This window comes from Streptomyces sp. NPDC055506 (assembly GCF_053643595.1).
Genome location: NZ_JBSHKH010000121.1, coordinates 1 through 25,554 on the forward strand (window position 1 = coordinate 1; position 25,554 = coordinate 25,554).

Sequence of the window (25,554 nt, forward strand, 5' to 3'; positions counted from 1 at the left end):
ACACGATGGTCGACCAGCTGTCGGCGTTCGCGGGCGAGGTCACCCGGGTCGCCCGTGAGGTGGGTACCGAGGGTCGGCTGGGGGGCCGGGCCCAGGTCCGCGGGGTCTCGGGGGTGTGGAAGGACCTCACCGAGAACGTGAACTTCATGGCGGACAACCTGACCTCGCAGGTCCGCAACATCGCCCAGGTGGCGACGGCAGTCGCCCAGGGCGATCTGGGCAAGACGATCACGGTGGAGGCCAAGGGCGAGATCCTGGAGCTCAAGTCCACGATCAACACGATGGTCGACCAGCTGTCGGCGTTCGCGGGCGAGGTCACCCGGGTCGCCCGCGAGGTCGGAACCGAGGGCAATCTGGGCGGGCAGGCGCAGGTCCGAGGGGTGTCGGGGGTGTGGGAGGAGCTGACGGACAACGTCAACTTCATGGCGTCGAACCTGACCTCGCAGGTCCGCAACATCGCCCAGGTGACGACGTCCGTCGCCAACGGCGACCTGTCGAAGAAGATCACCGTCGACGCCCGCGGCGAGATCCTGCAGCTGAAGGAGACCGTGAACACCATGGTCGACCAGCTGCGGGCGTTCGCCGACGAGGTCACCCGGGTCGCCCGCGAGGTCGGAACCGAGGGCCGCCTGGGGGGCCGGGCCCAGGTCCGCGGGGCGTCGGGCGTGTGGAAGGACCTCACGGACAACGTCAACTTCATGGCCTACAACCTGACCTCGCAGGTCCGCAACATCGCCCAGGTGGCCACGGCCGTCGCCCAGGGCGATCTGTCGAAGAAGATCGACGTGGACGCGCGCGGCGAGATCCTGGAGCTGAAGACCACCATCAACACGATGGTCGACACGCTCTCCTCGTTCTCCTCCGAGGTCACCCGCGTCGCCCGGGAGGTCGGCAGCGAGGGGCAGCTGGGCGGCCAGGCCCGTGTCGAGGGCGTCTACGGAACGTGGAAGCGGCTGACCACCAACGTCAACGAGCTGGCGCTGAATCTCACCACCCAGGTCCGGGCGATCGCGGAAGTGGCCAGCGCGGTCACCCAGGGCGACATGTCCCGCGCCATCACGGTCGAGGCACAGGGCGAGGTCGCCGAGCTGAAGGACAACATCAACCTCATGGTCTCCAACCTCCGCGAGACCACCCGCGCCAAGGACTGGCTGGAGTCGAACCTGACCCGCATGGCCGCGCTCATGCAGGGCCACCGCGACCTGGTGGAGGTCGCCGACCTGATCCTGCGCGAGCTGACTCCGCTGGTGAACGCACAGTTCGGTGCGTTCTTCCTGGCCGAGGCGGGGGCGCCGCCGGGTGAGGGCCTGCAGTTCATCGCCGGGTACGGCACCGACCAGGCAGGTGGGGCCAGCCCGCTGCCGGGCACCGGCACCCCGGGCCGCGGGCTGATCGCACAGGCCGCGCAGGAGAAGAAGCGCATCCTCATCACGGACGTCCCGCCCGACTACATCACCATCAACTCCGGGCTCGGCACCGCCCGTCCGGCCAGCATCGTCATCCTGCCCATCCTCTTCGAGGACCAGGTGCTCGGAGTGATCGAGCTCGCCTCGCTCAGCAAGTTCAACGATGTGCACCTGGCCTTCATCGACCAGTTCGTCAACACGATCGGCGTCTCGACCAACACGATCATCGCCAACTCCCGTACGGAGTCACTGCTGTCGGAGTCCCAGCGGCTCACCTCCGAACTGCGCGAGCGGTCCGACGAACTGCAGCGCTCCAACGCCGAACTCGAGGAGAAGGCCGCACTGCTCGCGACCGCCTCGCAGTACAAGTCGGAGTTCCTGGCGAACATGTCGCACGAACTGCGCACGCCGCTGAACTCCCTGCTGATCCTGGCCCGGCTGCTCGCCGACAACCCCGACGGGCACCTGGCCGAACAGGAGGTGCAGTTCGCGACCACCATCTACCGCTCCGGCTCGGACCTGCTCCAGCTGATCAGCGACATCCTCGACCTGTCGAAGATCGAGGCCGGGCGGATGGACGTGCGCCCCAAGACGCTCCCCCTGATCAAGCTGCTCGACTACGTCCACGCGACCTTCCGGCCGCTCACCATCGACCGCGGCCTGGGCTTCGAGATCGCGGTCGAGAAGGACGTACCGGGCGAGCTGTACTCGGACGAGCAGCGCCTTCAGCAGGTACTGCGCAATCTGCTGTCCAACGCGGTGAAATTCACCCACGACGGCCATGTGGAGCTGCGCGTCAGCCGCGTGCTGGGCATGCACTTCACCGAGGAGACGCTCAGTAACGCCGAAGCCGTCATCGCGTTCTCCGTGAAGGACACCGGGATCGGCATCCCCCCCGAGAAGCTTCCGATGATCTTCGAGGCGTTCCAGCAGTCCGAGGGCACCACCAACCGCAAGTACGGCGGCACCGGCCTCGGTCTGTCCATCAGCCGGGAGATCGCCGGAATGCTCGGCGGCAAGATCGTCGCCGAGAGCGAGCCGGGGGTGGGCTCGCGCTTCACCCTCTACATTCCCGCCCTCCACCCCGGCGCCACCGCGGTACAGGGCCCCGCCGACCCCCGCACCGCCGGCACCGCGCCCGCCCTTCCACCGGAGCCCGGGCCGCCGGCGGCCGACGACGGGGACACCTCACCCGCGCACATGCTCGACAGTGCGGAAACCCTCCAGCCCGACGCCCCGGCCCCGGACCAGTTGCCGGACGATCTGACGGGCAGCCAGACCACCGAACCCGCCAACGGCCGCGAGGACACCTGGCCGGAGACCACACGGCTCAAGGAATGGCTCAGTGGCCGACCCGGCCGCGTCCTGGCGGGCCGCCGCATCCTCATCGTCGACGACGACATCCGCAATGTCTTCGCCCTCACCCACGCACTGGGCCGAGTCGGCATCACCGTGCGGTACGCGGAGAACGGCCGGGAGGGCCTCGAAGTCCTGGAACGCGCGGCTGACCTCTCCCTGGTCCTGATGGACATCATGATGCCCGAGATGGACGGATATGAGACCATCCGCACCATCCGGGACACCCCCCGTCTCGCCCACCTGCCGATCATCGCCCTCACCGCCAAGGCCATGCCCCAGGACCGCGACAAGGCGATCGACAGCGGAGCCGACGACTACGTGCCCAAACCGGTCAACATCGACCGCCTGCTCTCCGCCATCTGCGACCTGCTCGACCCGCCCGACGACCCCTCGATACCCGCACAGGGCCCGGGCGCCGTCGACGACCCCGAACCGCCACCCGTTCACGACGCCGCCGACGATCCGCCCGAGGACGCGCGATGAACACCAACCTGGCCAACACGTCCAGCATCCTCATCGTCGACGACATGGAGGAGAACCTCATCGCCTTCGAAGCCGTACTCGGCCCACTGCACCAGCACCTGGTCCGCGCACGCTCCGGAGAACAAGCCCTGAAAGCCATGCTGCGCCAGGAGTTCGCCGTCGTCCTCCTCGACGTCCGCATGCCCGGCATGGACGGCTTCGAGACCGCCGCCAACATCAAGCGCCTCGACCAGACCAAGGACGTCCCCATCATCCTGGTGACCGGAACCGAGGGCGGCGCCGACTACGCCTACCGGGGGTACGCCATCGGCGCCGCGGACTTCATCGCCAAACCGGTCGACCCCTGGGTACTGCGTACCAAGGTCACCGTCTTCCTCGATCTGCACCGCAAGAACCGCCAGTTGGCGATGCGCGCGACCGGCATGGACACCGGACGGCTCACCGAGATCACCCGACAGCTCACCGAGATCGAGCTGCTCCTGCGCGACAGAGCGGGTGCCGAACCCGACACGGCGGCACTCGCCGACCGCATCGCGGAGGTGGAGCGCGCCGTGGGAACCCTCCTCCCGGGCGACATCTCTCACTCACCCGGAGTCAACCCCTGATCGGGTTAAAGAAGCAGGTTAAATGGCGAGGTAAGGGTTGCTAGTGTGGCCGTGCGAAGGGAGATCCGCATGGCCACCGAGGAAGAGCTGTTCGCGTCCGTCGACGCGCTGTTGGAAGAGGAGCCGCAGCTCCCGCCCCCGGCGGAACGCGCCCGGCTGCGTGAGGCCGCCGGTATCACCCAGGCCCGTCTCGCTCTCGCGCTGAAGACGTCGACGCAGACGGTGAAGAACTACGAGAACGGCAGGAGCGAGCCGAAGTCGCCCCGCCTGGAGGCGTATCAGCGCCTGCTCAACGGCTGGGCGGCGAAGTTCCCCGCGCACGGCGCCCCCACGGCCCCGGCCGCCGCGCCGCAGCAGCAGACGCCGGCGACCCTCACCGACCCGGCCGCCCCCGAACCGGAGAGCTCAGCGCCGGTGGCGACGCCCGCCGTCGAGACCGCCTCCCAACGCCCTGCTCCCCAACGCCCCGCCCGTCCGGCCGCCCGCCCGGCGACGTCATCGCGGCGCCCGGCAGCGAAGAACGCCACGAAGCCCCCCGTCGACTCCGCCTTCCCGCACGGCCCGCTCGCCGTCCTGGACGATGACGGCTCCGCGTACGGCGTGGACGGGATCGTGCTGGACTGCCCCGCCTCCACCGTCCCGGAGCTGGTGGAGTGGACGCTGCACGAGTCCGGGCTCGGCGCGTCCAGACTGCACCGCAACGGCCGTGACGCCGATCCGCTGATCGTGCTCACCGCGGCCGCCGCCGTGAAGCTCGGACTGCCCGAGCGGCTGGAGGACCGCCGGGGCCTGCGGCTGGCGGAGGACCACCCGGTCGTCAAGCAGCTCGCCAGAGCGAAGTGGAAGCTGACCCAACGCGGATTCGGCCCGTGGGCCCGCGTGTACCGCCCGGCCCAGGGCAACCAGCGGCAGTGCGTGCAGCTCGCGGTCCTGCCCTGGGACGCCCTCGACGAGCGATCCTGGCCCGGCGTAGCGGACCTGGCGCCCGCCGACATCGCCCGCGTCCTGGGCGTCTACGCCCAGCGGGTCCTCACCCCGCGCGGTTCGACGGCCGTCTCGGGACTGGAACTGATGACAGCGCTGCGCCCGCCCACGCGCGCGGTGCAGGACCGTACGACCGGCCAGTGGAGTTCGGGCCACAACCCCGGCTCGCTCGGAACGGAACCGATCGACCCGGCCCCGCCGGAATGCGTCCCCGAACATCCCCTGGTCGTGCACCACGACTGGAAGGGCGGCTTCCTCGACGAGGAGGCCTACCAGTGGGTGCGCGACGTCAACCTGCTCACCGGGGACGAGGTGTCCCTGCCCTGGGCACTCGGGCTCGACCTGAACACCGCCTTCCTCGCCTCCGCCTCCCGCCTGGTCGTGGGGCTGTCCGCCCCGGACCACTTCCACACCCCGAAGTTCAACCCGAAGATTCCGGGCTCCTGGCTGGTCGACCTCTCCCACATCGAGCTCGACCCGCGTCTGCCCAGCCCGTTCACGCCGTCCGGCAACCCTCCTACCGGCCCGGCTTGGTATCAGACCCACACCGTCGCCTACGCCCAGGAACTCGGCCACAACGTCCAGCCGCTGGAGGCGTACCTGCGGCGGGAGACCGGCGCCTACCTGGACCCGTGGCACGACCGGCTGCGGACCGCGTACGTCGACACCATGGCCGACCTCGGTGTCACCCGGGACCTGGACGACCGCGCCTTCCTGGCGGCGATGGAGCGGCACAAGGACACTGACCCGGCCCTGGCCGCCGTGCTCGCCGCCATCAAGGCCACGGTGAAGGGCGGAGTCGGCAAGCTCCGCGAGCGCCCCCAGGGCAAGGGCTACCGGGATGGTGATGCGTGGCCGGCCATGGAGCGCCCGACCTGGCGCCCGGACATCCGTGCCGCGGTCATCTCCAAGGCCCGGGTCAACATGCACCGCAAGCTGCTCAACATGGCCCGGATGACGGGCCTGTACCCGCTCGCCGTGCTGTCCGACTGTGTCGTCTACCCCTCGCCGTCCCGCTCGCCGATCGACATCCTCCCCTACAGCACGTCCGGCAAGCCCATCCCCGGCACCTTCCGGCTCGGGCCCACCCCGGGCCTGGCGAAGTTCGAAGGCGTCCAGGAGATGTCCTGGGCCGTCGACCTGATGGAAGCGGGCTACAACCCCGCCCGCCACATCAAGGGCGGCGACGCCGTCCTGGAAGAAGGGGAGTAGCCGGTGAGGGAGATCGAGGACGCGATCGAACGTGCCGACCGGGAGTCCTTCACCCGTGAGCCGCCCAAGACCCTGAAGGCCCAGATCGGCTATCTGATCCGGCAGTTGGGCAGCGCGAAGGCCGTCGCCCAGGAGATCGGTGTCACCGCCGACTCCGTGAACCGCTACCGGCGTGGCGCCCGCAAGCATCCCCGCGTCGACGTCGCCGCGAAGATCGACGAAGCGGTACGGGCCCGCTGGCAGCCGCAGGTACGCAAGCGCCGCCGACGACAGGCCGCCACCACGGGCGGCATCACGGTGGAGACGAGGGCACGGTTCGGCTACACCGCGCCGGTCGGCACAACCGACGACGGCCGCTTCCGCCGCCTCACCGTCCACCTCCCACCGGAGTACGCCGGCCGCCTGTTCGACGCTCGCGACGCCGGTGCCAGCGACCAGCAGATGCGGCAGATCATCGCCGACGGCTTCAAGGACGTGTACTTCCAGGACGGCGGAGTCCGCGCGACGGGCCTGTCGGACGTCGCCATCAACGACATCGACTACCTGGACCTCGACTACTGACGCGGTCCCCGCAAACACGGGCTCTGGCCGGAGTCGTTCAGGTGCCGGCCGAACGCCGTTGTTGTGGGCAAGGATGCCGTTCGTCGAGCCGCTGTTCGGAAATGAACCGCATGGTCGTATGCGAGTGGGTGCATAGGATCTCCGGCATGGCACTGCGACCTGTCAACGTGAACATGAAGGCCCTCGACGACTCGGCCGTCGGCCGGTTCTGGGCGGAGGCGCTCGGCTGGGGTGTTTCCAGCGAGGGACCCGGCGTGACCAACGTCGAACCCGTCGGCGGCTACGTCTGGCCGGACCCGGTCGCCGTCTGCGTCGACGTCGTCACCGTCCCGGAACCCAAATCGACGACGAAGAACCGCGCGCACCTCGATCTCGCCACCACCTCTCCGGCCCATCAGGCGGAGTTGGTCGCGCGCCTCCAGGCTCTCGGTGCGACGCCCGCCGACGTGGGGCAGGCCGACGTCCCGTGGACGGTCCTCGCCGACCCGGAGGGCAACGAGTTCTGTGTGCTGGAACCTCGGGAGGTCTACCGGGACACCGGGCCGATCGCGGCGGTGGTGGTCGACTGCGTGGATCCGCGGGCCATGGCCCGGTTCTGGGGTGAGGCGACGGACTGGACCCTGCACGAGGTGACCGACGACCATGCGGTACTGCGCTCGGCCAAGGGGGTCGGCCCGTACCTCGAGTTCCTCCGCACACCCGGCGTGAAGACCGTGCCGGACCGCGTTCACATCGACCTGCTGCCGTACCCCGGTGACGACAAGGCAGCGGAGGTGGCCCGGCTGCGCGCACTCGGCGCCACCGACCTCGACCTCGGCCAGGGCGACGTCCCATGGACGTGCCTGGCCGACCCGGAAGGCCACGAGTTCTGCGTCCTGGGCTCGTCCTGACACGGGGCCCTGACGACACCTGAAGACACCCAGATGTAGGGCTCAGGCCGGCTGTATCCGGTAGCCGATCTGCTGGGCGAGGCCCAGTTCCTGGCACATGTACCACATGTCGGTGATCTTGCCCTGGTCGTTGAAGTGCAGCACCGTGATCTCGTCCCACTCGACGCGCCGACCGGTGGCCGGGGCACCGGCGAAAGTGCCGGAGTGCAGCGCGGTCATGTGGAACTTCATGATCACGGTGTTCCCGGAGGCGACCACGTCCTGCGCCCGCGAGGTCTTGTCGCTGAGCCCTTCGGAGAGCTTCCTCCAGCCCAATTCCAGCCACTCGATGAAGTTGCCGCTCCGGGGGATGCCGTCGCCGGTGGCTGCGTAGAGGTCGGCGAAGCCCGCCCGCGTGATCGGGGCGTCCGGGGTGACCAGCGAGCGCATGAGGTCCCAGTCGAGATTGGGCATGGCTTCCTCGAGCAGCTGCTTGGCGGTGGCGATGTTGCGCTCGCCGATGGTGTCGTACATGTCGTTCCTCACTTGACGGTGGACACCTCCAGTTTCGACAAGGGAAGCGAGCTTGAGCCGTTCGAGCCTGGCCCAGCCGGTCCCCGTCAGAAGCGGACCCGACCCCCGCGCAATGGCGGTGTCCCGGCAGAGCATTCACCTTCAATCCATTGCAACGAAATTGAGGCAACACGCTGCATAAAAAGCAACGATGGCTAGTGAGTGCGTTGCCAATCCAGTGAACGCAACGTAGCGTTTACGCATCAGGAAACAAGGGGGAAGGCCGGCTGGCCGGGTCAAGGGGGTTGGATCATGGCAGCGCAGAGCCGACAACAGGCGGCACCCAGCGTCTTCACCGCGTTCGGCCGCTTCGTACTCTGCGGCGGCGGAGTGGGGCTCGCCTCCAGCTTCGCCGTGGCGGCGCTCGCCTCCTGGATCCCGTGGGTTCTGGCCAACGCCCTGATCACCGCAGTTTCCACGCTCATCGCAACGGAGTTGCACGCCCGCTTCACCTTCGGCGCCGGCCGGCGCGCGACGTGGAGCGAGCATGCGCAGTCGGCCGGGTCCGCGGCGGCCGCGTACGCGATGACGTGCGTGGCGATGCTGGTCTTGCACCAGTGGGTGGCTGCGCCCGGTGCGGTGCTCGAGCAGGTCGTCTATCTGTCCGCCTGCGCGCTCGCCGGTGTGGCGCGGTTCGCGGTGCTGCGCCTGCTCGTCTTCGCGCGGAACCACGCACCGGTCGCGCCCGCCGCCCGCGCCGCCCGTCCCGTGCGCATGACCGTGGCCCACGCCGCAACACTCTGACGCTTCCAGGAGTCCAGGCGCGATGAGTCTCGCCGTGGTTGCCGGTCTCTATCTCCAGCACGTGATCAAATCGGACTCGACTCGAGGAGAGCATCATGACCGCTTCCTACACGTTCGACGTCTTCTCCAGCCTCGACGGCTTCGGTGCCGCCGGTGGCGACTGGACCGGCTACTGGGGCAAGCAGGGCCCCGAGCTTCTCGACCACCGCCTCGCCCTGTACGGAGAGCAACAGCGGATGGTCTTCGGGGCCAACACCTATCGGGCGTTCGCGCGGATGCTGGCCTCGAGCACCGAGGAATCCGATGTGCGTGACCCATGGGTGACACGGATGAGGAGCCTGCCGGCAACGGTCGTGTCGACCACGCTGAAGGGAGCCCTCGACTGGCCGGACGCGAACGTCGTGAGCGGTGATGCCGTCGACGTGGTAGCCCGGCTCAAGGAGGAGTCCGAGGTGCCGTTGCGCTCGCACGGCAGCCTGTCGATGAACCGGGCGCTGATGTCCGCCGGCCTGGTCGACCGCGTCCAGGTGACGCTCTTCCCTGTGATCACCGGCCGGACCGGGCTGGACCCGATCTTCCGGGGCGCAGCCGACTTCGACCTCGAACTGATCGAGCACCGGACGCTCGACGGCCACATCCAGGAACTCATCTACCGGCCCACCCTGCATGCCTGAATCCTTGGGCCAGGTGTTCAGGGGGCGTCGTGGCAGGACCAGCAGTGGAATTGCGGCTCTTCCTGCGAACAGCGACGTCTACAGAAATGGGGCGTCAACGCACCATAAAGAGGTGGTACTTGCCAGTTGCGGGGCGGCAGCCGCTACGGTGCGGTCATGGTCAGCAGTATGCGCGAGTCGGGAGTCCGCGGCCGTACGCGACGGGTGATCCTCGAAGCTGCGGCGTCCGTGCTGTCCCGTCGGTGTGATGCCACTCTGGCGGACATCGCGGCGGCGGCGGATGTCGGGCGCAGCACCCTCCAGCGGTACTTCCCGGACCGGGAGATGCTCGTCTCGGCGGTCGTGGAGAACTCCCTCCAGCGGCTCCACGAGTCATTGCAGGAGGCCCGCATCGAGCAGGGCCCGCCACTGCAGGCGCTGCGCCGGCTGGTGGTCGCGATGCTCGACGTCGGCGATCACGTGTTGTTCCTGTACGGCGACCCACGGATCACCCGGTCCGTCGCCGCGCGAAGCGACCCCGATCCAGCGGCCAGGGAGATGGGGCGGCTGATCAGGCGAGGGCAGACCGAGGGGCTCCTGGACGCGGAAGTGAGCGTCGAGTGGATCGAGCATGTGCTGTGGGCTCACGTGTGCGCGGGCTGCATGGCGGTCAGCGGGGGGACTCTGCCGCGCCATGGCGCCTCCGCATGGGTCATCCGCACGCTGGAGAACGGCATCGGGGCTCGCGACACCTGACGTGCGGGACGAAACGAGACGAAAGGTGAACGATGACGATCCTGGTGACGGGGGCGGCCGGCCAAGTCGGGTGGAACATTGTGCGGCGACTCGTGGAGATGAAGCATGACGTGCGGGCATTGACCCGCAGGGCAAAGACCGGGGCGTTTCCGCGAGAGGTCCGGGTCCACGAGGGCGATCTCGCCCGTCCACAGACGCTGACGGGCGCCTTTGAGGGCGTCGACGCGCTCTTCCTGTTCCCTGTGGCGGCCGCAGCCGAGGAGGTGGTCGGCCTGGCGAAGGCGTCGGGCGTGCACCGCATAGTGGTGCTCTCCTCCGGAGCGGTCACCAGCGGCTTCGACACCGAATTCCACCTGCCGGTGGAGCAGGCGGTGGAGGCGTCGGGGCTGGAGTGGACGCATGTGCGCCCGGGCGAGTTCGCCATGAACAAACTGGCCCTGTGGGGGCCGCCGATCCGTGCGGAGCGCCTGGTACGTGACCCGTTCCCGGAGGCCGCGTGGTTCCCGGTACATGAGCGGGACATCGCCGATGTGGCCTGCCTCGCCCTGACCGAGGAGGGCCACTCGGGGCAGGCATACACCCTCAACGGGCCCGAACTCCTCACGCACCGCCGCCAGGTGGAGCTCATCGCCGAGGCGATGGGTGAGGAGATCCGTTTCGAGACGGTGACTCCGCAGGAGGCCCGCGGGATCTATCGCGAGCAGGGTGGCTTCGCGGCGGAGAACGCCGACTTCCTCCTCGGATTCGAGGACTACGGCGGTGATGAGCCGGACCCGTCATCGGCCGAAGGGTTCGACCTCTCGTCCCTGGGTCCCATTCCGACGGCGGAAGCCGTCACCGGTCGTCCCGCCCGCACCTTCGCGCAATGGGCCCGGGACCACGCCGAGGAGTTCCGCTCCTGACGGCTTGTCAGTGCTCTTCCCTGCGCTTTGCCCCGCCCCGGCTCGGCCGCGGTCGCAGCTTCAACTCGCCGGAACCAGTGCCAGCGCCTCGTTCAGGTGGTGCTCGGCGATCCCTTGCATGAACTCCCGGTCGGGGAAGTCCCCGTCGAGCAGGCGCAGCGGGCCCGCTGTCAGCGACAGATGCTGGGTGAGTTTGTAGAGCGCGAGGCGGTCCTCGTCGAGGCCGTCCACCGCCAACTGCTGATATTGGCTGTCGGTATGGCGGAGGCGTAGGAACACGTGCTCCCACTCGACGTCGAAGTACAGCAGATTCTCGATGTCGATCACGACGGGCTGGCCGTCCCGGTCGACCATGACGTGGTCCAGGCCCAGCTCGCCATGGACGACGGAGTACTCGGCACGCGGCCGTACCACCGCGGTCAGCTGACGCAGCCGCTCCTCCAGCTGATCGCGGGCGTCGGCGATCCTGCGGTCGCGCGCGGCAGCCTCGGCGAGGCAGCGCAGCGCGAAGGCGAGCGCTGCCTGCTCGCACGAGACCGAACGTGACGTGCCGCCCGCGTCGATCAGGGCCACCTTGCCGAAGGCCGGCGCCCGGTGATCGCGCATCTTCGCCAGGCTCTCCGCGAGGCGCTTCATGACCGGCTCCGCGCCGCGCGGGTCGCGATGGCGCAAGTCCATCAGGTTCTCGCCGGGCACGTCCTCCACGATCGCGAGGTCGGCCGGACAGTGGACGCGGTCACGGTCGACCAGGTGGATCTTGAGAACCCGAAGGCCCACTGCCTCCAGCCGCGCGTGCGCCGCCTCGAACAGGTCGAGCCCGATGCCGGGGGAGAACGGGTCGGCGAGGTCGCCATCGTGCTCAGTGACCGGCCAGTAGTTCTCGGAGTCCTCCCACAGGTAGGCGATCGCCGTCATGGCATCGTCCATCGTCAGCCGGTAGACGCCCTTCGTGGTGCCGCCAGCGAGCCGCTCGACCACCTCCAGCCGCCGCCCGCCACCCAGCGCGGCCCGCGCCGCACCCGCCAACTGCTCCCGCGTCACGTTCTTGGGCGCCACGCTCAGAACCCGCCTTCCGCCTCGATGACTGGGGCACGCTACGCGAGTCATCGTTCAAAGCCGAACGAATTGTGCTCAGGTGAGGAGTTTCGCGAGCTGGGCCATCTCGGTCGGCGGGTCGATCACCGGCTGGATGAGGAGTTCGTCGATGCCGGCCTGTTCCAGGGTGGCGATGCGGGCGAGGAGGTCGTCGCGGGTGCCGACCAGGGCCAGGGTGTTCATCAGCGAGGGCAGAACCAGATCCCGGTCCTGCGGTGCGATGCGTCCGAGGTAGTTGGGATAGAGCTTGGTGTGCCGGTCCGGCGCGGTGGCGGTGGTGCCGCGCCGGTCGAGGAGCCGCCGCACCGCCTCGCGTTCCTCAGGGCTGAGTTGCTCGGCGAAGGCAGGATTTTCGGCTGCTGTGTCGGCGGCGAAGGCCAGCAGCGACAGGACGAGGTGGCCGGTCGCGTCACGGGGCGCCTCGCCGTGGGGGTCCTCGTCCTCGTCGAGTACGTAGAGCGAGGTGACCAGGTAGGAGTCCGTGGGGGAGTCTGGGTCGCGGGGCGTGTCTTGGGCGGCGCGGCGGCGGGCGTCGTGCAGAGCGTGCCAGGCGGTGGGGTCCAGCAGGCCGAAGGAGATGAGGCCGGTGCCGCGGCGGCCTGCGACGGCGGCAGCCTGCGGCCCGAGCGCGGCCATGACGAACTCGATCGGGTCGACGGTGTTCACGTGCGCCCCGGTGTGCAGGAACCGGATGTCGCGGACCCGGTCACCTTCGCGGTACTCGGTCGAGCGCCCGGCGCACAAATCCTGCAGTGCGGCGGTGAAGTGCTCCACCCTGACCGCTGTGGTCGGCCGCATGCCCAGGGTGCGCCGGGCGGTGTTCCCGGTGCCGACGCCGCAGATGATCCGGCCCGGTGCCAGGGCGTTGAGGCTGGCGAGCCCGCTCGCGGCGGCCGCAGCCGAGCGCAGCGCCGGTGAGGTCACGCCGATGCCGAGCCTGATGCGGCTGGTGGCCTTCGCGCACAGGCTCAACGCGACGAAGGGATCGCCGTGGACCATCGGGGTGTCGTTGACCCAGAAGCTGTGCAAGCCCAACTCCTCGGCCCGCACGGCGAGGTCCTCCACCCCGGGGTGCGCGCTGACGACGATCCCTCCACGCATCACAACCTCCAAGGTATGCGGATGGAAGCGAACTTGCTGCCATCGTCAGTGTCCTGCCGCCCCCGCTGGAATGCGGCGCAGCCCCACATTCACACCGTCACGAGGACAATGCCGCCCGCTCGGATTCGGCCAGCAGTACGCAGAACTCGTTGCCTTCCGGGTCGGCGAGAACGACCCAGCCCCAGCCGTCGGGCTTGCGATGGTCGGCGACCAGGGAGGCGCCCAACTTCAGCAGCCGCTCGACTTCTGCTTCCCGTGAGGTGTCCGGGCGCAGGCACAGATGGAGCCTGTTCTTGGTCGACTTCGGCTCTGGAACCTCGTTGAAGTGCAAGGCCGGGCCGCCGGGCAGCATGATCTCGGTCTCGTCGTCACCCGGTTTGTCCTCGGGATCCAGCGGTTGTCCGGTCACATCGCTCCAGAACCGCGCCAGCTGGTAGGCGTTCGCACAGTCGATCGCAATGTTCGTCACTGTAGAAGGCATGCGCGCGATCATGTCGGATCGGCGGCCCTGCCCGCCACTGTAATTGAGATTAGTCGCCGAAGATCGTTAACTGCCTTGTGGACCGCTTCAGCGGGCTGCAACCATCCCGGCATGGACTCGCGCGTAGTCGGAATTCCCGACGTGGACGGCACCGAACAGGTAGCTGTTGTGATCGATGTGATGCGGGCGTTCACCACCGCCGCATGGGCGTTCCACCGCGGGGCAGACAAGATCGTTCTCGCTGCCGACGAGGGCGAGGCACTGGAGATCAAGGCAGGTCACCCGGGTTGGCTCGCGCTCAAGGACGGGGCACCGGTCAGCGGGTTCGACCTGGTCAACTCCCCTGGCCTGCTCCAGGAAGCCGACTTGGCGGGCCGCACCCTGATTCAAAAGACCACCGCGGGAACGGTCGGGGCCCTGGCAGTTGTCGAGGCGAAACTGGCGTTGTGCGCCAGTTTCGCCGTGGCTGGCGCGACGGCCCGAGCGCTTATGGATGCCGACGCCGACACGGTGACGTTCGTCGCCACCGGCGAGGACGGCCGTGCCGCCGAGGATCTGGCCTGCGCCGAGTACTTGGACCGGCTCCTGGCCGGGGATCGTGTCGACCCCGGTCCCTATGTTCACCATGCCCGCACCTCTCCGGCCGCGGACGACCTGCGCAGCGGGCGACGCCGCGGCGCTCACCCCATGGATGTGGAGTTGTGCTCGGAGGTCGACCGGTTCGACTTCGCCATGAAGGTCGGTCTCGAGGAAGGGATGGCAGTGCTACGGCCACTCCGGACTCCGCCGGGGGACCCGGGCGGCGCTGAAGTGCGGCTCAGCGGCTAGGGATCAGGGAGTGCACGCAGCCGCCGGTAGCGGGACGTGGTCGGCCGCTCAATCGCACGCGGTAGAACCGGCGTTGGCGATGGTCATCCCAGGATACTGGTCGTCATGGATGAGGTCGAGGTCGTCGTCGCCCATTCCGAGCGCGCGACCCTGCGCGTCGGCGATGTGTTCCTGAAGGTGGATGCCGATCAGGCGCGCGTCGATGTGGAGGTCGAGGCGATGGCCTTGGCGCCGGTCCCGACCCCGGAGATCCTGTCGCGCAAGCCGCCCGTGCTGGCGATCGCCGCGGTCCCGGGGACGGCGCTCGGCCGCCTCGGTGAGCCGTCTGCCGCCTCGCCGGCGGCGTGGGCCAAGGCGGGCGCCGCCATCCGGAAGCTGCACGACGCGCCGTTGCCGCCCTGGTCCGGCCGGAGCGGCAGGGGCATCGACGAGTTCGCGGCGGATCTCGACGCCGAGTGCGAGTGGCTCGTGACGAACGGCGTCCTTCCCTCCGACCTGGTGACCCGCAACCGCCAGGTCGCCGAGGCAGCACTCCGGCCGTGGACTCCGGTGTTCACACACGGCGACCTCCAGATCGCTCACGTGTTCGTCGACGGCGGCGAGATCACCGGCATCATCGACTGGTCCGAGGCGGGCCAGGGCGATGCCCTGTCCGACCTCGCCACTTTGACGCTCGGACACGAGGAGCAACTCGGCGATGTCGTAGCCGGCTATGGCACCGACGTCGACCTCGACGTGATCCGTGCGTGGTGGTCGTTGCGAAGCCTGCTGGGGATTCGCTGGCTGGTCGAGCACGGCTTCGACCCGTTCGCGCCGGGCTGTGAGGTCGACGTGCTGAGATCCCGGCTGTGAGGCGATGCGGCCTCGAACGCTGTGGGTGCGTTCTGACGGCATCGGGCAGGCAACCCCTGCGGCGTGCATGTTGTCGCCTGCGGACCGTCCGGCAACCATCGTTCCAGCGGCGCGCGTGAGGCTCTGGGAGGGGGCGACTGCTCTGCCGGATATCCGCCCGACAGCCATGACCGCCTGAGCGCGACGACCAGCGGCGCCCGGGACGCCCCTTGTCGCTGCCCTCGGAGGACCGTCCGCTCCTGCTCGCGGCCTACTGGCAGCACGTCCGGGTAGCAGCGCAGTCGTACACCTGGCTGCCCCGGATCCCGTGTCGTACGGTCTATCAGGCCGCGACGAGCTCCTGCTCGCGGTCCGGCGTTTTGACCTTGGGCTTCTTGTTCGGCAGCGAGAGCCGGACGACCTTGCGCCACGCGGAGAACACCTGCTTGGGCAGCGGCCCGGTGACGTACTCCAGCTCGTACTTCTCGAACAGCGCGCGTACCTTCACCGCGACCTCGGCGTACCGGTTGCTCGGCAGGTCCGGGAACAGGTGGTGCTCGATCTGGTGCGACAGGTTGCCGGTCATGAAGTGCATGGCCTTGCTGCCGCTGATGTTCGCCGAGCCCATCATCTGGCGCAGGTACCACTGGCCGCGCGTCTCGCCCTTGATCGACCGGCGCTCGAAGACCTGCACGCCCTCGGGGAAGTGCCCGCACATGATCACCGAGTGGGTCCAGAGGTTGCGGACCAGGTTGGCGGTGAACGTGGCGGCGAGCGTGGTGAGGAACGACGGGCCCGACAGCAGCGGGTGGATCACGTAGTCCTTGAGCACCTGCTTGCGGATCTTGCGGCCCACGTCCTTGGCCCGCGCGCGGAACTCCGGGTTGTTGCGGCGGCGCTTGTGCAGGTTCTTGCCGAGTTCCAGGTCGTACGCCGCGATGCCGTACTCAAAGAAGCAGGCGTTGATGAAGTTCCACAGCGGCTGGCCGAGGTGGAACGGGTGCCACTTCTGGTCCTCGTCGACGCGCATGATGCCGTAGCCGAGGTCGTTGTCCTTGCCGATCACGTTCGTGTACGTGTGGTGCAGCTCGTTGTGCGAGTGCTTCCACTGGTCGGCCGGCGAGACGTGATCCCATTCCCAGGTGGTGGAGTGGATCTTCGGGTCCCGCATCCAGTCCCACTGGCCGTGCAGGATGTTGTGGCCGATCTCCATGTTGTCCATGATCTTCGCCACCGACAGACCGGCGGTGCCGATGATCCACGCGGGCGGGAAGAACGAGAACAGCAGCACACCCCGGCTGACCAGCTCGAGCTTGCGCTGCGCCGAGATGACCTTGCGGATGTAGGCTGCGTCCTTCTCGCCGCGGCCGGCGATCACCTCGTCACGGATCGCGTCCAGCTCGCGGCCGAGCTCCTCGATCTGCTCCGCGGACAGGTGGGCGGTGGGGTCGATGGCGGTCAAGCTGTTCCTACCGTTCGATGTCGCAGGGGCCCGCCGCGGCGGACACGCAGGTCTGGATGAGGACGCCCGGCTCGGCCTCGGTGATCTCACCGGTGCGCAGATCGCGGACGGCGCCCGCCTTGAGCGGCGTGACGCAGCCGAAGCAGATGCCCATGCGGCAACCGGAGGGCATGAGCACGCCGGCCTCCTCGCCGATGTCCAGCAGTGGCGTGGTGCCGTCCGCTTCGACGGTCTTGCCGGTGGCGCTGAACGTCACCTCGCCACCGTTGCCGTCGCCGGCGACGGCGATGCCGGGGCGGAAGCGTTCGGTGTGCAGGCGCTCTGGTACGCCGTGTCCGGACCAGTGCTTTTCGGCGGCGTCGAGCAGGCCGGCGGGCCCGCAGGCCCAGGTCTCGCGCTCGGCCCAGTCGGGCACGAGTTCGTCGAGACGGGCGATGTCGAGCATGCCGTCCGTGTCGGTGTGCACCTCGGTGAGCCGCAGCTTCTTGTCCGCGACCAGGTCGTGCAGTTCGTTGCGGAAGATCACGTCGTGCGGCTGTGGCGCGCAGTGGACCATGACGACGTCGTCGAACTCGGTGTCACGCAGCATGCCCATCACGGGCGTGATACCGCTGCCGGCCGTCAGGTAGAGCACCTTGGCGGGCTTGGCCTGCGGCAGCACGAAGTCACCGGTCGCCTGGTCGAGCTGGATCAGCGTGCCCGGTTTGGCCCTGCGAACCAGGTGGTTGCTGACCTTGCCGTCCGGGATCGCCTTCACGGTGATCGTGACGCGGCCGTCCGGGCGGTTGGTCGGCGAGGTGAGGGAGTAGGCACGCCACAGGCGCACCCCGTCGACATCGACCCCGATCCGCACGTACTGCCCGGCCGTGTGGCCGCGCCAGCCCCGTCCCGGCCTGATCACGATGGTCGCGGCGTCACCCGTCTCGGGGTGCACGGCCTCGATGCGCCCACGCAGGTCAGCGCCCGCACGCAGCGGACTGACCAGGTCGAGGTAGTCCGACGGCAGCAGCGGCGTCGTGACCATCTCCAGCAGTTTCCACGCCCTGCTGCGCAGGGCTGTACTCGTCATGACTTCAGCTTGCTGCGCCTCAGGGCGTAAAGTCCTGACCGCAGGATGTGAATCTGGTCGGCTTAATTGTTCGCAGGGAACAAAGACGTGAGTCATGCCATACGGAGGGCCAGCGAACTGGCCCTGGATGAGACGACGGTCACCGCACTTCGGGCGGCGCTGAAGACCACCGCCGACGAGGTCGTCCAGGCGATCATCGACGAGGTCCCTCCCTACGCCAACGCCCTTTCGGGCCACATGGGCGCCACCATCCGCCGAGCCGTCCGTACCGCCCTGGGGCACTACCTGGACCTCGCGAGCGGGAACGCCACGGGCGGCGACGCCGGTGACGCAGCCTACGAGCTGGGCCGCGGCGAGGTGCGCGACGGCCGTTCGATGGACGCCCTGCTCAGCGCCTACCGCGTCGGCGCCCGCGTGGCCTGGCGATGCCTGGCAGCGGGTGCCGTACCCGCGGGTCTGCCCGCCGCCGAGGTCGCCAAGTTCGCCGAGCTGACCTTCGCCTACATCGACGAGCTCTCCGCCGCGAGCGCCGCGGGCCACGCCGACGAACTGGCCGCCCGGGGCAGGGCCCACGAGCTCCACCTGGAACACCTGGCCCGCGACCTCCTCGCCGGTGCGAGCCCGGATGTGCTGCTGGCCTCTGCGCAACGAGCCGGGTGGCAGCCTCCGGTTTCACTGACCGCGGTCCTGCTGCCCGCCGCCCAGGCCCGGCCTGCCTACCGCACGCTCGATGCGAGCACCCTCGTCCTCGACGATCTGCCGGACGCCACCGGTGTGCTGCTCGTCCCCGATGCCGACCGATCACATCTCCTGCGGCAGCTCACCGACCGCACCGCCGTGGCCGGCCCGGCCCGGCCGTGGACTCGTGCGTCCGCCTCGTACGCACGAGCCGTACGCGCGCGCTCCCTCTCCTCCGATATTCGCGACACCGAGGAGCACCTGCCCGAGCTGGTGCTGAGCGCCGACGCGGACGCGCTCGCGGACCTGCGGGCCCGAGCCCTCGCGCCGTTGCGGACCTTGCCCGGCGGGACCGCACGGCGGCTGGAGGAGACGTTGCGGGAGTGGCTGCTGCACCAGGGCAGACGGGACGAGGTGGCGGCGGCGTTGTTCGTCCATCCCCAGACAGTCCGATACCGGATGTCGCAGCTGCGGGAGCTGTTTCCGGATCTCGCATCGCCACACCGGGTCCTTGAACTGACGCTGGCGGTCGGTCTTCGGGCCGGCTGACGCGTACTTCGACCGTCCATGAGCGCGTCCGAATACGGCTCGACTGAATCCGGTGGACGATGTGCACCGGCACGCTCGTCGACGCGCTCATCGAGTAGCTGGTGGGCCGGCCGCTCGCGCCGGGGACCACCGTGGTTCTGCGGCCGCAACCGAGCGATACGGGATCCCCGGAAACCCCGTCGAGCGCAGTGCACCGTGGTGGTGATGTGGTCGGCGGCACAATCGGCTCTGACACCGCGAAGTCGGGGAACTGCTGCCCGGCTATCAGCCGTTGCCCGGAGCGACCAGGCCGGATTCGTAGGCGAGGACGACGAGTTGGGCTCGGTCGCGGACGTGGAGTTTGGTCATGGCCCGGTTGATGTGGGTCTTCGCGGTCATGGGGCTGATCACCATCTGATCGGCGATCTGGTCGTTGGAAAGGCCCCGTGCGGCCAGAGCGACCGCCTCGCGTTCGCGGCTGGTCAACTCCTCCAGTGCGGCACTGGTGCTGGGGAGTGGCTGGGTGACGTACCGGTGGATCAGTTTGCGGGTGATGGAGGGGGCGAGCAGAGCGTCACCGCGGGCGGCCACCCGCACGGCGTGCAGCAGGTCCTCCGGCACGATGTCCTTGACCAGGAACCCGGCGGCGCCGGCGCGCAGCGCGTCGAAGACGTACTCGTCCATGCCGTAGTTGGTCAGCATGACGACATGCACGCCGGCCAGGGCCGGGTCCGCGGCGATGCGCCGGGTCGCCTCGATGCCGTCCATGACCGGCATCCGGATGTCGACGAGCGCGACGTCGGGCAGATGCTCCTTGATGAGCACCAACCCCTCTTCGCCATCGGCGGCTTCGGCCACCACCTCGATGTCGTCCTCGAGGTCGAGCAGCGCGCGGAAGCCGCTGCGGATGAGCGGCTGGTCGTCGACCAGCAGGACACGGATCATGATGCTCGTTCCACAGGGAGGTGGGCCTGGACGGTGAAACCGTGCCCGGTGCGCGGCTGGGCGTGCAGCACGCCTCCAAGAGCGGTGACGCGTTCGCGCATGCCGAGCAGTCCGAGACCGGGGGCCGGGGCGTCGTCGGGGGTGGCCTTGCCGTCGTCGTCCACCTGGACGGCAAGGGCGTCGGGCCGGTATTCGATCCGGACCGTCGCGGTGGTGGCACAGGCGTGCCGGGCGGTGTTGGTGAGTGCTTCCTGAACGATGCGGTAGGCGGTCCGGCCCAGCGCGGCCGGCACGTCGTGCCGTTGTCCTTCGATCGTCAGCGTCGCGTCCAGGCCCATCGAACGCGCCCGCTCCACCAGTTCCGGTAGGTGTTCGAGGCTCTGCGGCGGGCTCGTGTCGTCGTCGCGCAAAGCTTCCAGAGTCGCGCGCAGTTCCCGGGTCGCCTCCCGCCCGGCCGTCTGGATCGCCAGCAGCGTCTCGGGCACCTGCTCGCCGCGCCTGCGGGCGACATGGACGGCGACCTCGGACTGCACCTTGATGATCGAAATCTGGTGGGTGAGGGAATCGTGCAGCTCCCGCGCGATGTGCAGCCGCTCCTCGTCAGCTCGGCGCCGGGCGGTCTCTTCCCGGGTTCGTTCGGCCTCCTCCGCCCGACGCTCGGCCTGCCGCAGCGCCTCCCCGGCAGCGAAGGCGGCGATCAGCCAGGCGATTTCCAGTACGTTCCGGGCCTGCCCGAACGCCTCGCGCGCCGGCCCGTCACGGAAGACCAGCGCCGTAAGAGGGAGGACGAGGAGCAGGGACACGGATACCGCCACCGTCACGGCTCGGTGCCCGGCCCGCACGGCGCCGTACACCGCCACCAGATACGAGACGGCGAGCACCTCAAAACCCGCCGCCTCATACCCCACCGCGCACAGCCCGGTGACAGCCAGCACAACCATCGGAGCCCTACGACGCGCGACCAGCGCCAGACCGCCCGCCGCCAGCAGCGCGGCGCCGACCAGCTCACGCTCCCCGGCCGGGTGCTGCCCGGACAACCCCGTTCCCAGCAGCAGAGCCGCCACGCTGACGGCGATCGCCCAGTCCATGGCACCGGCCGGGACACGAAAACGCCCTGTGTCCATGCGCGCACCCTAGCCGGACGCCATTGCGGGCGAGTCCCGCCCACGGACGAGCGACCGGCTACCGCACCCGCAGTACTCGCCCGCCATCTGCCACAGGCGTAGCAGCCGACTGCCATATCGACGGCAGTCCGAAGAGACCGCACCCGCCGGACGACCACCGGTGCGGTCGGCAGGCACGCTCAAGGCCCAGCGAAACACGCTGAACTCCCCGCACAAGAAGGAAGAGAGCGGCATGAGTGCAACAGAGGTCCTGACTGTGGCCGCCGAAGGCGGAATCATCGGAGACGGGCGGACGGGGGCCAACCTGGCCCTCGGGGTGGGACTGATCGGTATGGCCATCGGCCGGCTGGCCCTGGCCCGCGCCGCCGGCCGAATCCGCACCGGCAACGCGCGCACCGGCGCCATGGCAGCCATGGCGGCCGGCCTGGTCGGTACGGCCCTCGCGGTGCTGCATCTGGCCACCTCCAGCGGTGGTCCCGGCACCGGCAACGGGATGGTGGGAGCCATCGCGGCCATCCCTATGGGGCTGATCGCCCTGGCCCTCGGCCGGCGCGCTCTCACCCACTCCCGACGCACCGAGCGAAGCGCAGACCGCGTCGGACGCGACCGGGAGTTCGGGTCCACCTCATAAGCACCGCCGGGCCTACCCTGACGGTCCACCCGAACTTGTGCGTTCGGGGCGACACCCCAGCCGTGCAGGTGAGCGGTTCAGGATGCCCGGCGGGCGGTGATGGCCCGGCGTATGCCGTAGGCGGCGATGCCGACGGCCAGGGCCGCGACGCCCCATGCGACGGAAGCGGCGGGCAGGGTGAAAGCCAGCAGCAGGCAGCCGGCCAAGCCGACCGCGGGGATGATGCGGGGCGGGCGGTTCTCGTCCGGCGTGAGTGTCCAGGCGGAGGCGTTGGCGACGGCGTAGTAGACGAGGACGCCGAAGGAGGAGAAGCCGATCGCGCCGCGTACGTCGGTGGTGGCGGCGAGCGTCGCGACGACGGCGCCCACCAGCAGTTCAGCCTGGTGCGGAACCTTGTAGCGCGGATGAACGGCGGCCAGGACGTGGGGAAGGTGCCGGTCGCGGGCCATCGCCAGGGTGGTGCGGGAGACGCCCAGGATCAGGGCGAGCAGGGAGCCCAGCGCGGCGACCGCCGCCCCGATCCGCACGACGGGCGCCAGCCAGGCGGCCCCCGCGGCCCGCACCGCTTCCGACAGCGGCGCTGTCGCCTCCGCCAGGGCGCGAGGGCCGAGCGCTGTCAGGACGGCGAGCGCCACAGCCGCGTAAACGATCAGGGTGAGGCCGAGGGCGAGTGGGATGGCGCGGAGGATGGTGCGCGCGGGATCGCGGACCTCCTCGCCGAGGGTGGCGATGCGGGCGTACCCGGCGAAGGCGAAGAACAGCAGGCCCGCGGCCTGCAGTACGCCGGTGGCGGTGGCATCGGAGCCGACCTCCAGCCGGCCCGCGTCCGCTGTCGACGAGGTGAGGCCGGTAACCACGACCGCTACCAGCACTGCCAGCGCGACGGCGACGATCGCCCGGGTCAGCCAGGCGGACTTCTGAATCCCGACGTAGTTCACGGCGGTCAGCGCGACCACTGCGGCTACCGCCACCGTGTGGGCCTGACCGGGCCATACGTACGAGCCGACGGTCAGCGCCATCGCCGCGCAGGAGGCGGTCTTGCCGATGACGAAGGCCCAGCCGGCCAGATAGCCCCAGAAGTCGCCGAGGCGTTCGCGGCCGTAGACATAGGTGCCGCCGGAGGCGGGATAGCGGGCGGCCAGGCGGGCGGAGGAGGTGGCGTTGCAGTAGGCCACCACCGCGGCCACCGCCAGAGCGACCAGCAGGCCGGAGCCGGCCGCGCGGGCGGCCGGGGCGAGTGCCGCGAAGATGCCCGCACCGATCATCGAGCCCAGTCCGATGAGGACGGCGTCGCCGACGCCGAGCCGCCGCTGGAGCTGAGGTGACTCGGTCTGGGCGGGCTGACTCATGACGTGCCTCCGTCTTCCGGCGGTGAGCGTCGGGCTCCGACCGTAAGGTACATCAATTTGGGTTGATGTATTTTGGCTTCATGAGGCCCTCGGATCCCGCCGGCCCGGCGTTCGTGCAGCTGGCCGCCCACCCGCTGCGGTGGAAGCTGCTGACCGAGCTGGCCGCGAGTGACTACCGGGTTCGTGAGCTGGTGGAGCGGGTCGGCCAGCCGCAAAACCTGGTCTCCTACCATCTGCGGCTGCTGCGCGGCGGCGGTCTGGTCACCGCCCGCCGCAGCAGCTTCGACGCCCGCGACAGCTACTACCACCTGGACCTCGCGCAATGCGCCCACGCGCTCGCCAGCGCCGGCACCGCCCTGCACCCGGCGCTGGGGTTCGCCCTCACTCCACCTCCACCGCCCCCGCCGGCACCGGCGAGACGACCCGCCGTCCTGTTCGCCTGCACCGGCAACAGCGCCCGCTCACCGATCGCCGAGGCACTGCTGCACTTCCGCACGAACGGCTGGGTGGAGGTGACCAGCGCCGGCAGTCACCCCAAATCCGGCGTCCATTCCGACGCCGTACAGGCTCTGCGTGAGCAGCACGGCATCGACATCGCGGGGCAGCGTCCACGTCACCTGGACACCCTGGCCGGCCGTCGGTTCGACTACGTGATCAGCTTGTGCGACAAGGTCCGCGAGGTCTGCCCCGACTTCGGCGACCATCCTCGGCTGGTCCACTGGAGCATCCCCGACCCCGCCGCAGCCACTGGCCCCGGCCCGGTCGGCTACCCCGCATTCGTCCGCACGACAGCAGAGATCAACACCCGCATCAGCTACCTGCTGCCGCTGCTCATCCGCACGCCACAGGAGGTTCAGCCGTGACCACCCCCGACCAGTACGCCAGCGTCCGGTACCTCGTCGACGACGTCCAGGCGGCCATCGACTTCTACACCACCCACCTGGGCTTCACCCTGCGCAGCCACCCCGCCCCCGCCTTCGCCGACGTGACACGCGGGCCGCTACGGCTGCTGCTGTCCGGCCCGGCCACTTCCGGTGCTCGCGCCACCCCCAGCGACCTCGGCGCCGGGGGCAACCGCATCCACCTGATCGTCGAGAACCTCGACACCGAAATCGACCGGCTGCGTAGCGCCGGACTCACCTTCCTCAGCGACGTGGTGTCGGGCCCTGGCGGGCGCCAGATCCTGCTCACCGACCCCGCCGGCAACCTCATCGAACTATTCGAACCCGCCCGCTGAGAGAAGCGCGTTCACACTCGCCGCAAGCGAGCTACGTCAGCACCGGAGTTGCCAATCACTTGACGAGGGCGGCGAGGGGGTCGGCCCAGTACCAGCCGAGGATGGCGTTGAGGACCAGACCGACCAGGAGGACGGCGGAGAGGTAGGTGCACAGCAGGGTCTGCTTGGAGTCGGCGACCGTGCTGGCGGAGCCGAGTTCGCGTCCCGCTTTGCGCTGTGCGGCGGACAGCAACGGCATCACGGCCAGAGACAGCGCGGCGATGACGATGTCGGGGATGAAGCGTTCGGCCTCACCGGTGCCGGTCAGCGCCCGGACCGCGTCGACGCCGACGTACGCGGTGAGCGCGAAGAACGAAAGGGCGGTGATCCGCAGAGCTGGTCTTCTCCCGCGCCTCGCGTGCGGAGTTGTTCAACGTCGTCGCCGGCCCCGGCGCCCTGTGGCGCTACCCCCGCAACGGCGCCCTGCACGGCGACCTCGCCCGGCGCCTGGTGCTGCACAGTGCCCGGCGTCGTCTTCGGCGCTGCCCCCCGCGTCTTCCCCCTGCCAGGACCGGACACATACCGGCCCCTGATCCTCCACCCTGCTCTGCCGCAGGGGCTGTGGCTGGGGCTGTGGCTGTGGCTGCGCGCCCTTCCCCCGGCACACTACCTGCCGCCATCCGATGGAGAGTTGGCGCCTCGTACCCTCACCGGTCTCGCGCTGGTGGTCGGGTGGTCGGGGGCATCTAGGCATCAGCGGCGGTTCGCTGTTCGGCCCAGGCCTCGTCGGTCATGGTCTGCCCGACGCACGCGTCGCTCCGGCTGCGCTCGCCGCCATCTTCTCCGCCTCCCTCGTCGGCGCCGCCGCCTACGCACTGCTGTCACTCGTGAGCTCCGGAGAAGCCCCCCGACCCCAGACCATGAACTGAGCCCACCCCGGTGGCGAACTGCAACGGAGGACATGAACCCGGCGTTCGGCATCGGAAGACGGACGACAACAAACCACCGAGTTCGGGCCATCGCTGAATCGAGCGATGATGACTCGTCAAGGGCGTGGTCGCCAACTTCTACAAGGACACCCCAGGCGGCGCCCGAAGCCACCTCTTATG

24 protein-coding genes and 2 pseudogenes are annotated in these 25,554 nt (G+C 69.3%); 15 read left to right on the forward strand and 11 right to left on the reverse strand.

The features are described 5' to 3' along the window. The 5 genes from ACWIF2_RS32360 to ACWIF2_RS32380 form a co-directional block, all read left to right on the forward strand. Positions 1-3,248: HAMP domain-containing protein (locus ACWIF2_RS32360; protein ID WP_454364454.1), on the forward strand; the 3,248-nt coding region annotated here is incomplete at its 5' end. Continuing rightward, positions 3,245-3,853, forward strand: coding sequence for a response regulator (locus ACWIF2_RS32365; RefSeq protein ID WP_454364455.1), 609 nt, complete (start codon positions 3,245-3,247; stop codon positions 3,851-3,853). The genes ACWIF2_RS32360 and ACWIF2_RS32365, both read left to right, overlap by 4 nt. A gap of 69 nt (positions 3,854-3,922) precedes the next feature. Then, positions 3,923-6,049 carry a telomere-associated protein Tap gene (gene tap, locus ACWIF2_RS32370; RefSeq protein WP_454364456.1) on the forward strand — a complete coding sequence of 709 codons (2,127 nt, stop codon included), beginning with the start codon at positions 3,923-3,925 and terminating at the stop codon, positions 6,047-6,049. Between the two features lie 3 nt (positions 6,050-6,052). Then, positions 6,053-6,610, forward strand: a complete 558-nt coding sequence (tpg, locus tag ACWIF2_RS32375) for a telomere-protecting terminal protein Tpg (protein WP_454364457.1) — start codon at positions 6,053-6,055, stop codon at positions 6,608-6,610. 146 nt (positions 6,611-6,756) lie between these two features. Beyond that, positions 6,757-7,500 (forward strand): VOC family protein, encoded by a 744-nt coding sequence (locus ACWIF2_RS32380; RefSeq protein ID WP_454364458.1) that lies wholly within the window; start codon positions 6,757-6,759, stop codon positions 7,498-7,500. 42 nt (positions 7,501-7,542) lie between these two features. On the opposite strand, the gene ACWIF2_RS32385 is transcribed toward ACWIF2_RS32380, so the two are convergent. Next, a complete protein-coding gene (locus ACWIF2_RS32385) occupies positions 7,543-8,025 on the reverse strand; it encodes an ester cyclase (protein ID WP_454364459.1) in 483 nt (160 codons plus the stop codon). Between the two features lie 279 nt (positions 8,026-8,304). Between ACWIF2_RS32385 and ACWIF2_RS32390 the strand changes: the two genes are divergently transcribed. The 4 genes from ACWIF2_RS32390 (at position 8,305) to ACWIF2_RS32405 (ending at position 11,107) form a co-directional block, all read left to right on the forward strand. After that, positions 8,305-8,796 carry a GtrA family protein gene (locus tag ACWIF2_RS32390; protein WP_454364460.1) on the forward strand — a complete coding sequence of 164 codons (492 nt, stop codon included), beginning with the start codon at positions 8,305-8,307 and terminating at the stop codon, positions 8,794-8,796. A gap of 95 nt (positions 8,797-8,891) precedes the next feature. After that, positions 8,892-9,470 carry a dihydrofolate reductase family protein gene (locus tag ACWIF2_RS32395; RefSeq protein WP_454364461.1) on the forward strand — a complete coding sequence of 193 codons (579 nt, stop codon included), beginning with the start codon at positions 8,892-8,894 and terminating at the stop codon, positions 9,468-9,470. 156 nt (positions 9,471-9,626) lie between these two features. After that, positions 9,627-10,205, forward strand: coding sequence for a TetR/AcrR family transcriptional regulator (locus ACWIF2_RS32400; protein ID WP_454364462.1), 579 nt, complete (start codon positions 9,627-9,629; stop codon positions 10,203-10,205). A 32-nt stretch (positions 10,206-10,237) separates the two neighbouring features. Continuing rightward, positions 10,238-11,107 (forward strand): NAD(P)H-binding protein, encoded by an 870-nt coding sequence (locus tag ACWIF2_RS32405; protein WP_454364463.1) that lies wholly within the window; start codon positions 10,238-10,240, stop codon positions 11,105-11,107. Positions 11,108-11,167: 60 nt separating this feature from the next. Here ACWIF2_RS32405 and ACWIF2_RS32410 read toward each other — a convergent pair whose 3' ends face one another. The 3 genes from ACWIF2_RS32410 to ACWIF2_RS32420 form a co-directional block, all read right to left on the reverse strand. Then, positions 11,168-12,148, reverse strand: coding sequence for a phosphotransferase family protein (locus ACWIF2_RS32410; RefSeq protein WP_454364464.1), 981 nt, complete (start codon positions 12,146-12,148; stop codon positions 11,168-11,170). Positions 12,149-12,238: 90 nt separating this feature from the next. Continuing rightward, on the reverse strand, positions 12,239-13,303 hold the full coding sequence (locus tag ACWIF2_RS32415) for an LLM class flavin-dependent oxidoreductase (RefSeq protein WP_454364465.1): 1,065 nt from the start codon (positions 13,301-13,303) through the stop codon (positions 12,239-12,241). Between the two features lie 97 nt (positions 13,304-13,400). Continuing rightward, positions 13,401-13,784, reverse strand: coding sequence for a VOC family protein (locus tag ACWIF2_RS32420; protein ID WP_454364466.1), 384 nt, complete (start codon positions 13,782-13,784; stop codon positions 13,401-13,403). A 111-nt stretch (positions 13,785-13,895) separates the two neighbouring features. On the opposite strand from ACWIF2_RS32420, the gene ACWIF2_RS32425 reads away from it, so the two are divergent. Together ACWIF2_RS32425 and ACWIF2_RS32430 are read left to right on the forward strand one after the other, a co-directional pair. After that, positions 13,896-14,612: a 2-phosphosulfolactate phosphatase gene (locus ACWIF2_RS32425; RefSeq protein WP_454364467.1), complete on the forward strand. Its 717-nt coding sequence runs from the start codon at positions 13,896-13,898 to the stop codon at positions 14,610-14,612. Between the two features lie 105 nt (positions 14,613-14,717). Next, on the forward strand, positions 14,718-15,464 hold the full coding sequence (locus tag ACWIF2_RS32430) for a phosphotransferase family protein (RefSeq protein ID WP_454364468.1): 747 nt from the start codon (positions 14,718-14,720) through the stop codon (positions 15,462-15,464). A 263-nt stretch (positions 15,465-15,727) separates the two neighbouring features. On the opposite strand, the pseudogene ACWIF2_RS32435 reads toward ACWIF2_RS32430, so the two are convergent. The 3 genes and pseudogenes from ACWIF2_RS32435 to ACWIF2_RS32445 form a co-directional block, all read right to left on the reverse strand. Further along, positions 15,728-15,790, reverse strand: a pseudogene (locus tag ACWIF2_RS32435) (DUF6207 family protein); the annotation flags it as partial. Next, positions 15,787-16,905, reverse strand: coding sequence for a fatty acid desaturase family protein (locus ACWIF2_RS32440; RefSeq protein ID WP_454364469.1), 1,119 nt, complete (start codon positions 16,903-16,905; stop codon positions 15,787-15,789). The pseudogene ACWIF2_RS32435 and the gene ACWIF2_RS32440, both read right to left, overlap by 4 nt. A gap of 7 nt (positions 16,906-16,912) precedes the next feature. Further along, complete coding sequence (locus ACWIF2_RS32445; protein ID WP_454364470.1) at positions 16,913-17,974, reverse strand: ferredoxin reductase; 1,062 nt, start codon at positions 17,972-17,974, stop codon at positions 16,913-16,915. Positions 17,975-18,061: 87 nt separating this feature from the next. Here ACWIF2_RS32445 and ACWIF2_RS32450 point away from each other — a divergent pair, with 87 nt between their 5' ends. After that, entirely contained in the window at positions 18,062-19,201 is a 1,140-nt protein-coding gene (locus ACWIF2_RS32450) for a PucR family transcriptional regulator (protein ID WP_454364471.1), read from the forward strand. A gap of 264 nt (positions 19,202-19,465) precedes the next feature. Here ACWIF2_RS32450 and ACWIF2_RS32455 read toward each other — a convergent pair whose 3' ends face one another. Together ACWIF2_RS32455 and ACWIF2_RS32460 are read right to left on the reverse strand one after the other, a co-directional pair. Next, on the reverse strand, positions 19,466-20,125 hold the full coding sequence (locus ACWIF2_RS32455; protein WP_454364472.1) for a response regulator: 660 nt from the start codon (positions 20,123-20,125) through the stop codon (positions 19,466-19,468). After that, a complete protein-coding gene (locus ACWIF2_RS32460; protein ID WP_454364473.1) occupies positions 20,122-21,249 on the reverse strand; it encodes a sensor histidine kinase in 1,128 nt (375 codons plus the stop codon). The genes ACWIF2_RS32455 and ACWIF2_RS32460 overlap by 4 nt, the downstream gene beginning before the upstream one ends. 232 nt (positions 21,250-21,481) lie before the next feature. On the opposite strand from ACWIF2_RS32460, the gene ACWIF2_RS32465 reads away from it, so the two are divergent. Next, complete coding sequence (locus tag ACWIF2_RS32465) at positions 21,482-21,880, forward strand: DUF6223 family protein (RefSeq protein ID WP_454364474.1); 399 nt, start codon at positions 21,482-21,484, stop codon at positions 21,878-21,880. A 77-nt stretch (positions 21,881-21,957) separates the two neighbouring features. On the opposite strand, the gene ACWIF2_RS32470 is transcribed toward ACWIF2_RS32465, so the two are convergent. After that, complete coding sequence (locus ACWIF2_RS32470) at positions 21,958-23,229, reverse strand: APC family permease (RefSeq protein WP_454364475.1); 1,272 nt, start codon at positions 23,227-23,229, stop codon at positions 21,958-21,960. Positions 23,230-23,309: 80 nt separating this feature from the next. On the opposite strand from ACWIF2_RS32470, the gene ACWIF2_RS32475 reads away from it, so the two are divergent. Both ACWIF2_RS32475 and ACWIF2_RS32480 read left to right on the forward strand, forming a co-directional pair. Then, a complete protein-coding gene (locus ACWIF2_RS32475; protein WP_454364476.1) occupies positions 23,310-24,092 on the forward strand; it encodes an arsenate reductase/protein-tyrosine-phosphatase family protein in 783 nt (260 codons plus the stop codon). Next, the gene (locus ACWIF2_RS32480) at positions 24,089-24,466 is read left to right on the forward strand and encodes a VOC family protein (protein ID WP_454364477.1); all 378 of its coding nucleotides are present in this window, start codon (positions 24,089-24,091) and stop codon (positions 24,464-24,466) included. The genes ACWIF2_RS32475 and ACWIF2_RS32480 overlap by 4 nt, the downstream gene beginning before the upstream one ends. Positions 24,467-24,527: 61 nt before the next feature. Here ACWIF2_RS32480 and ACWIF2_RS32485 read toward each other — a convergent pair. Further along, positions 24,528-24,873 (reverse strand): annotated as a pseudogene (locus ACWIF2_RS32485) (cation transporter); the annotation flags it as partial. Between the last annotated feature and the right edge of the window lie 681 nt (positions 24,874-25,554).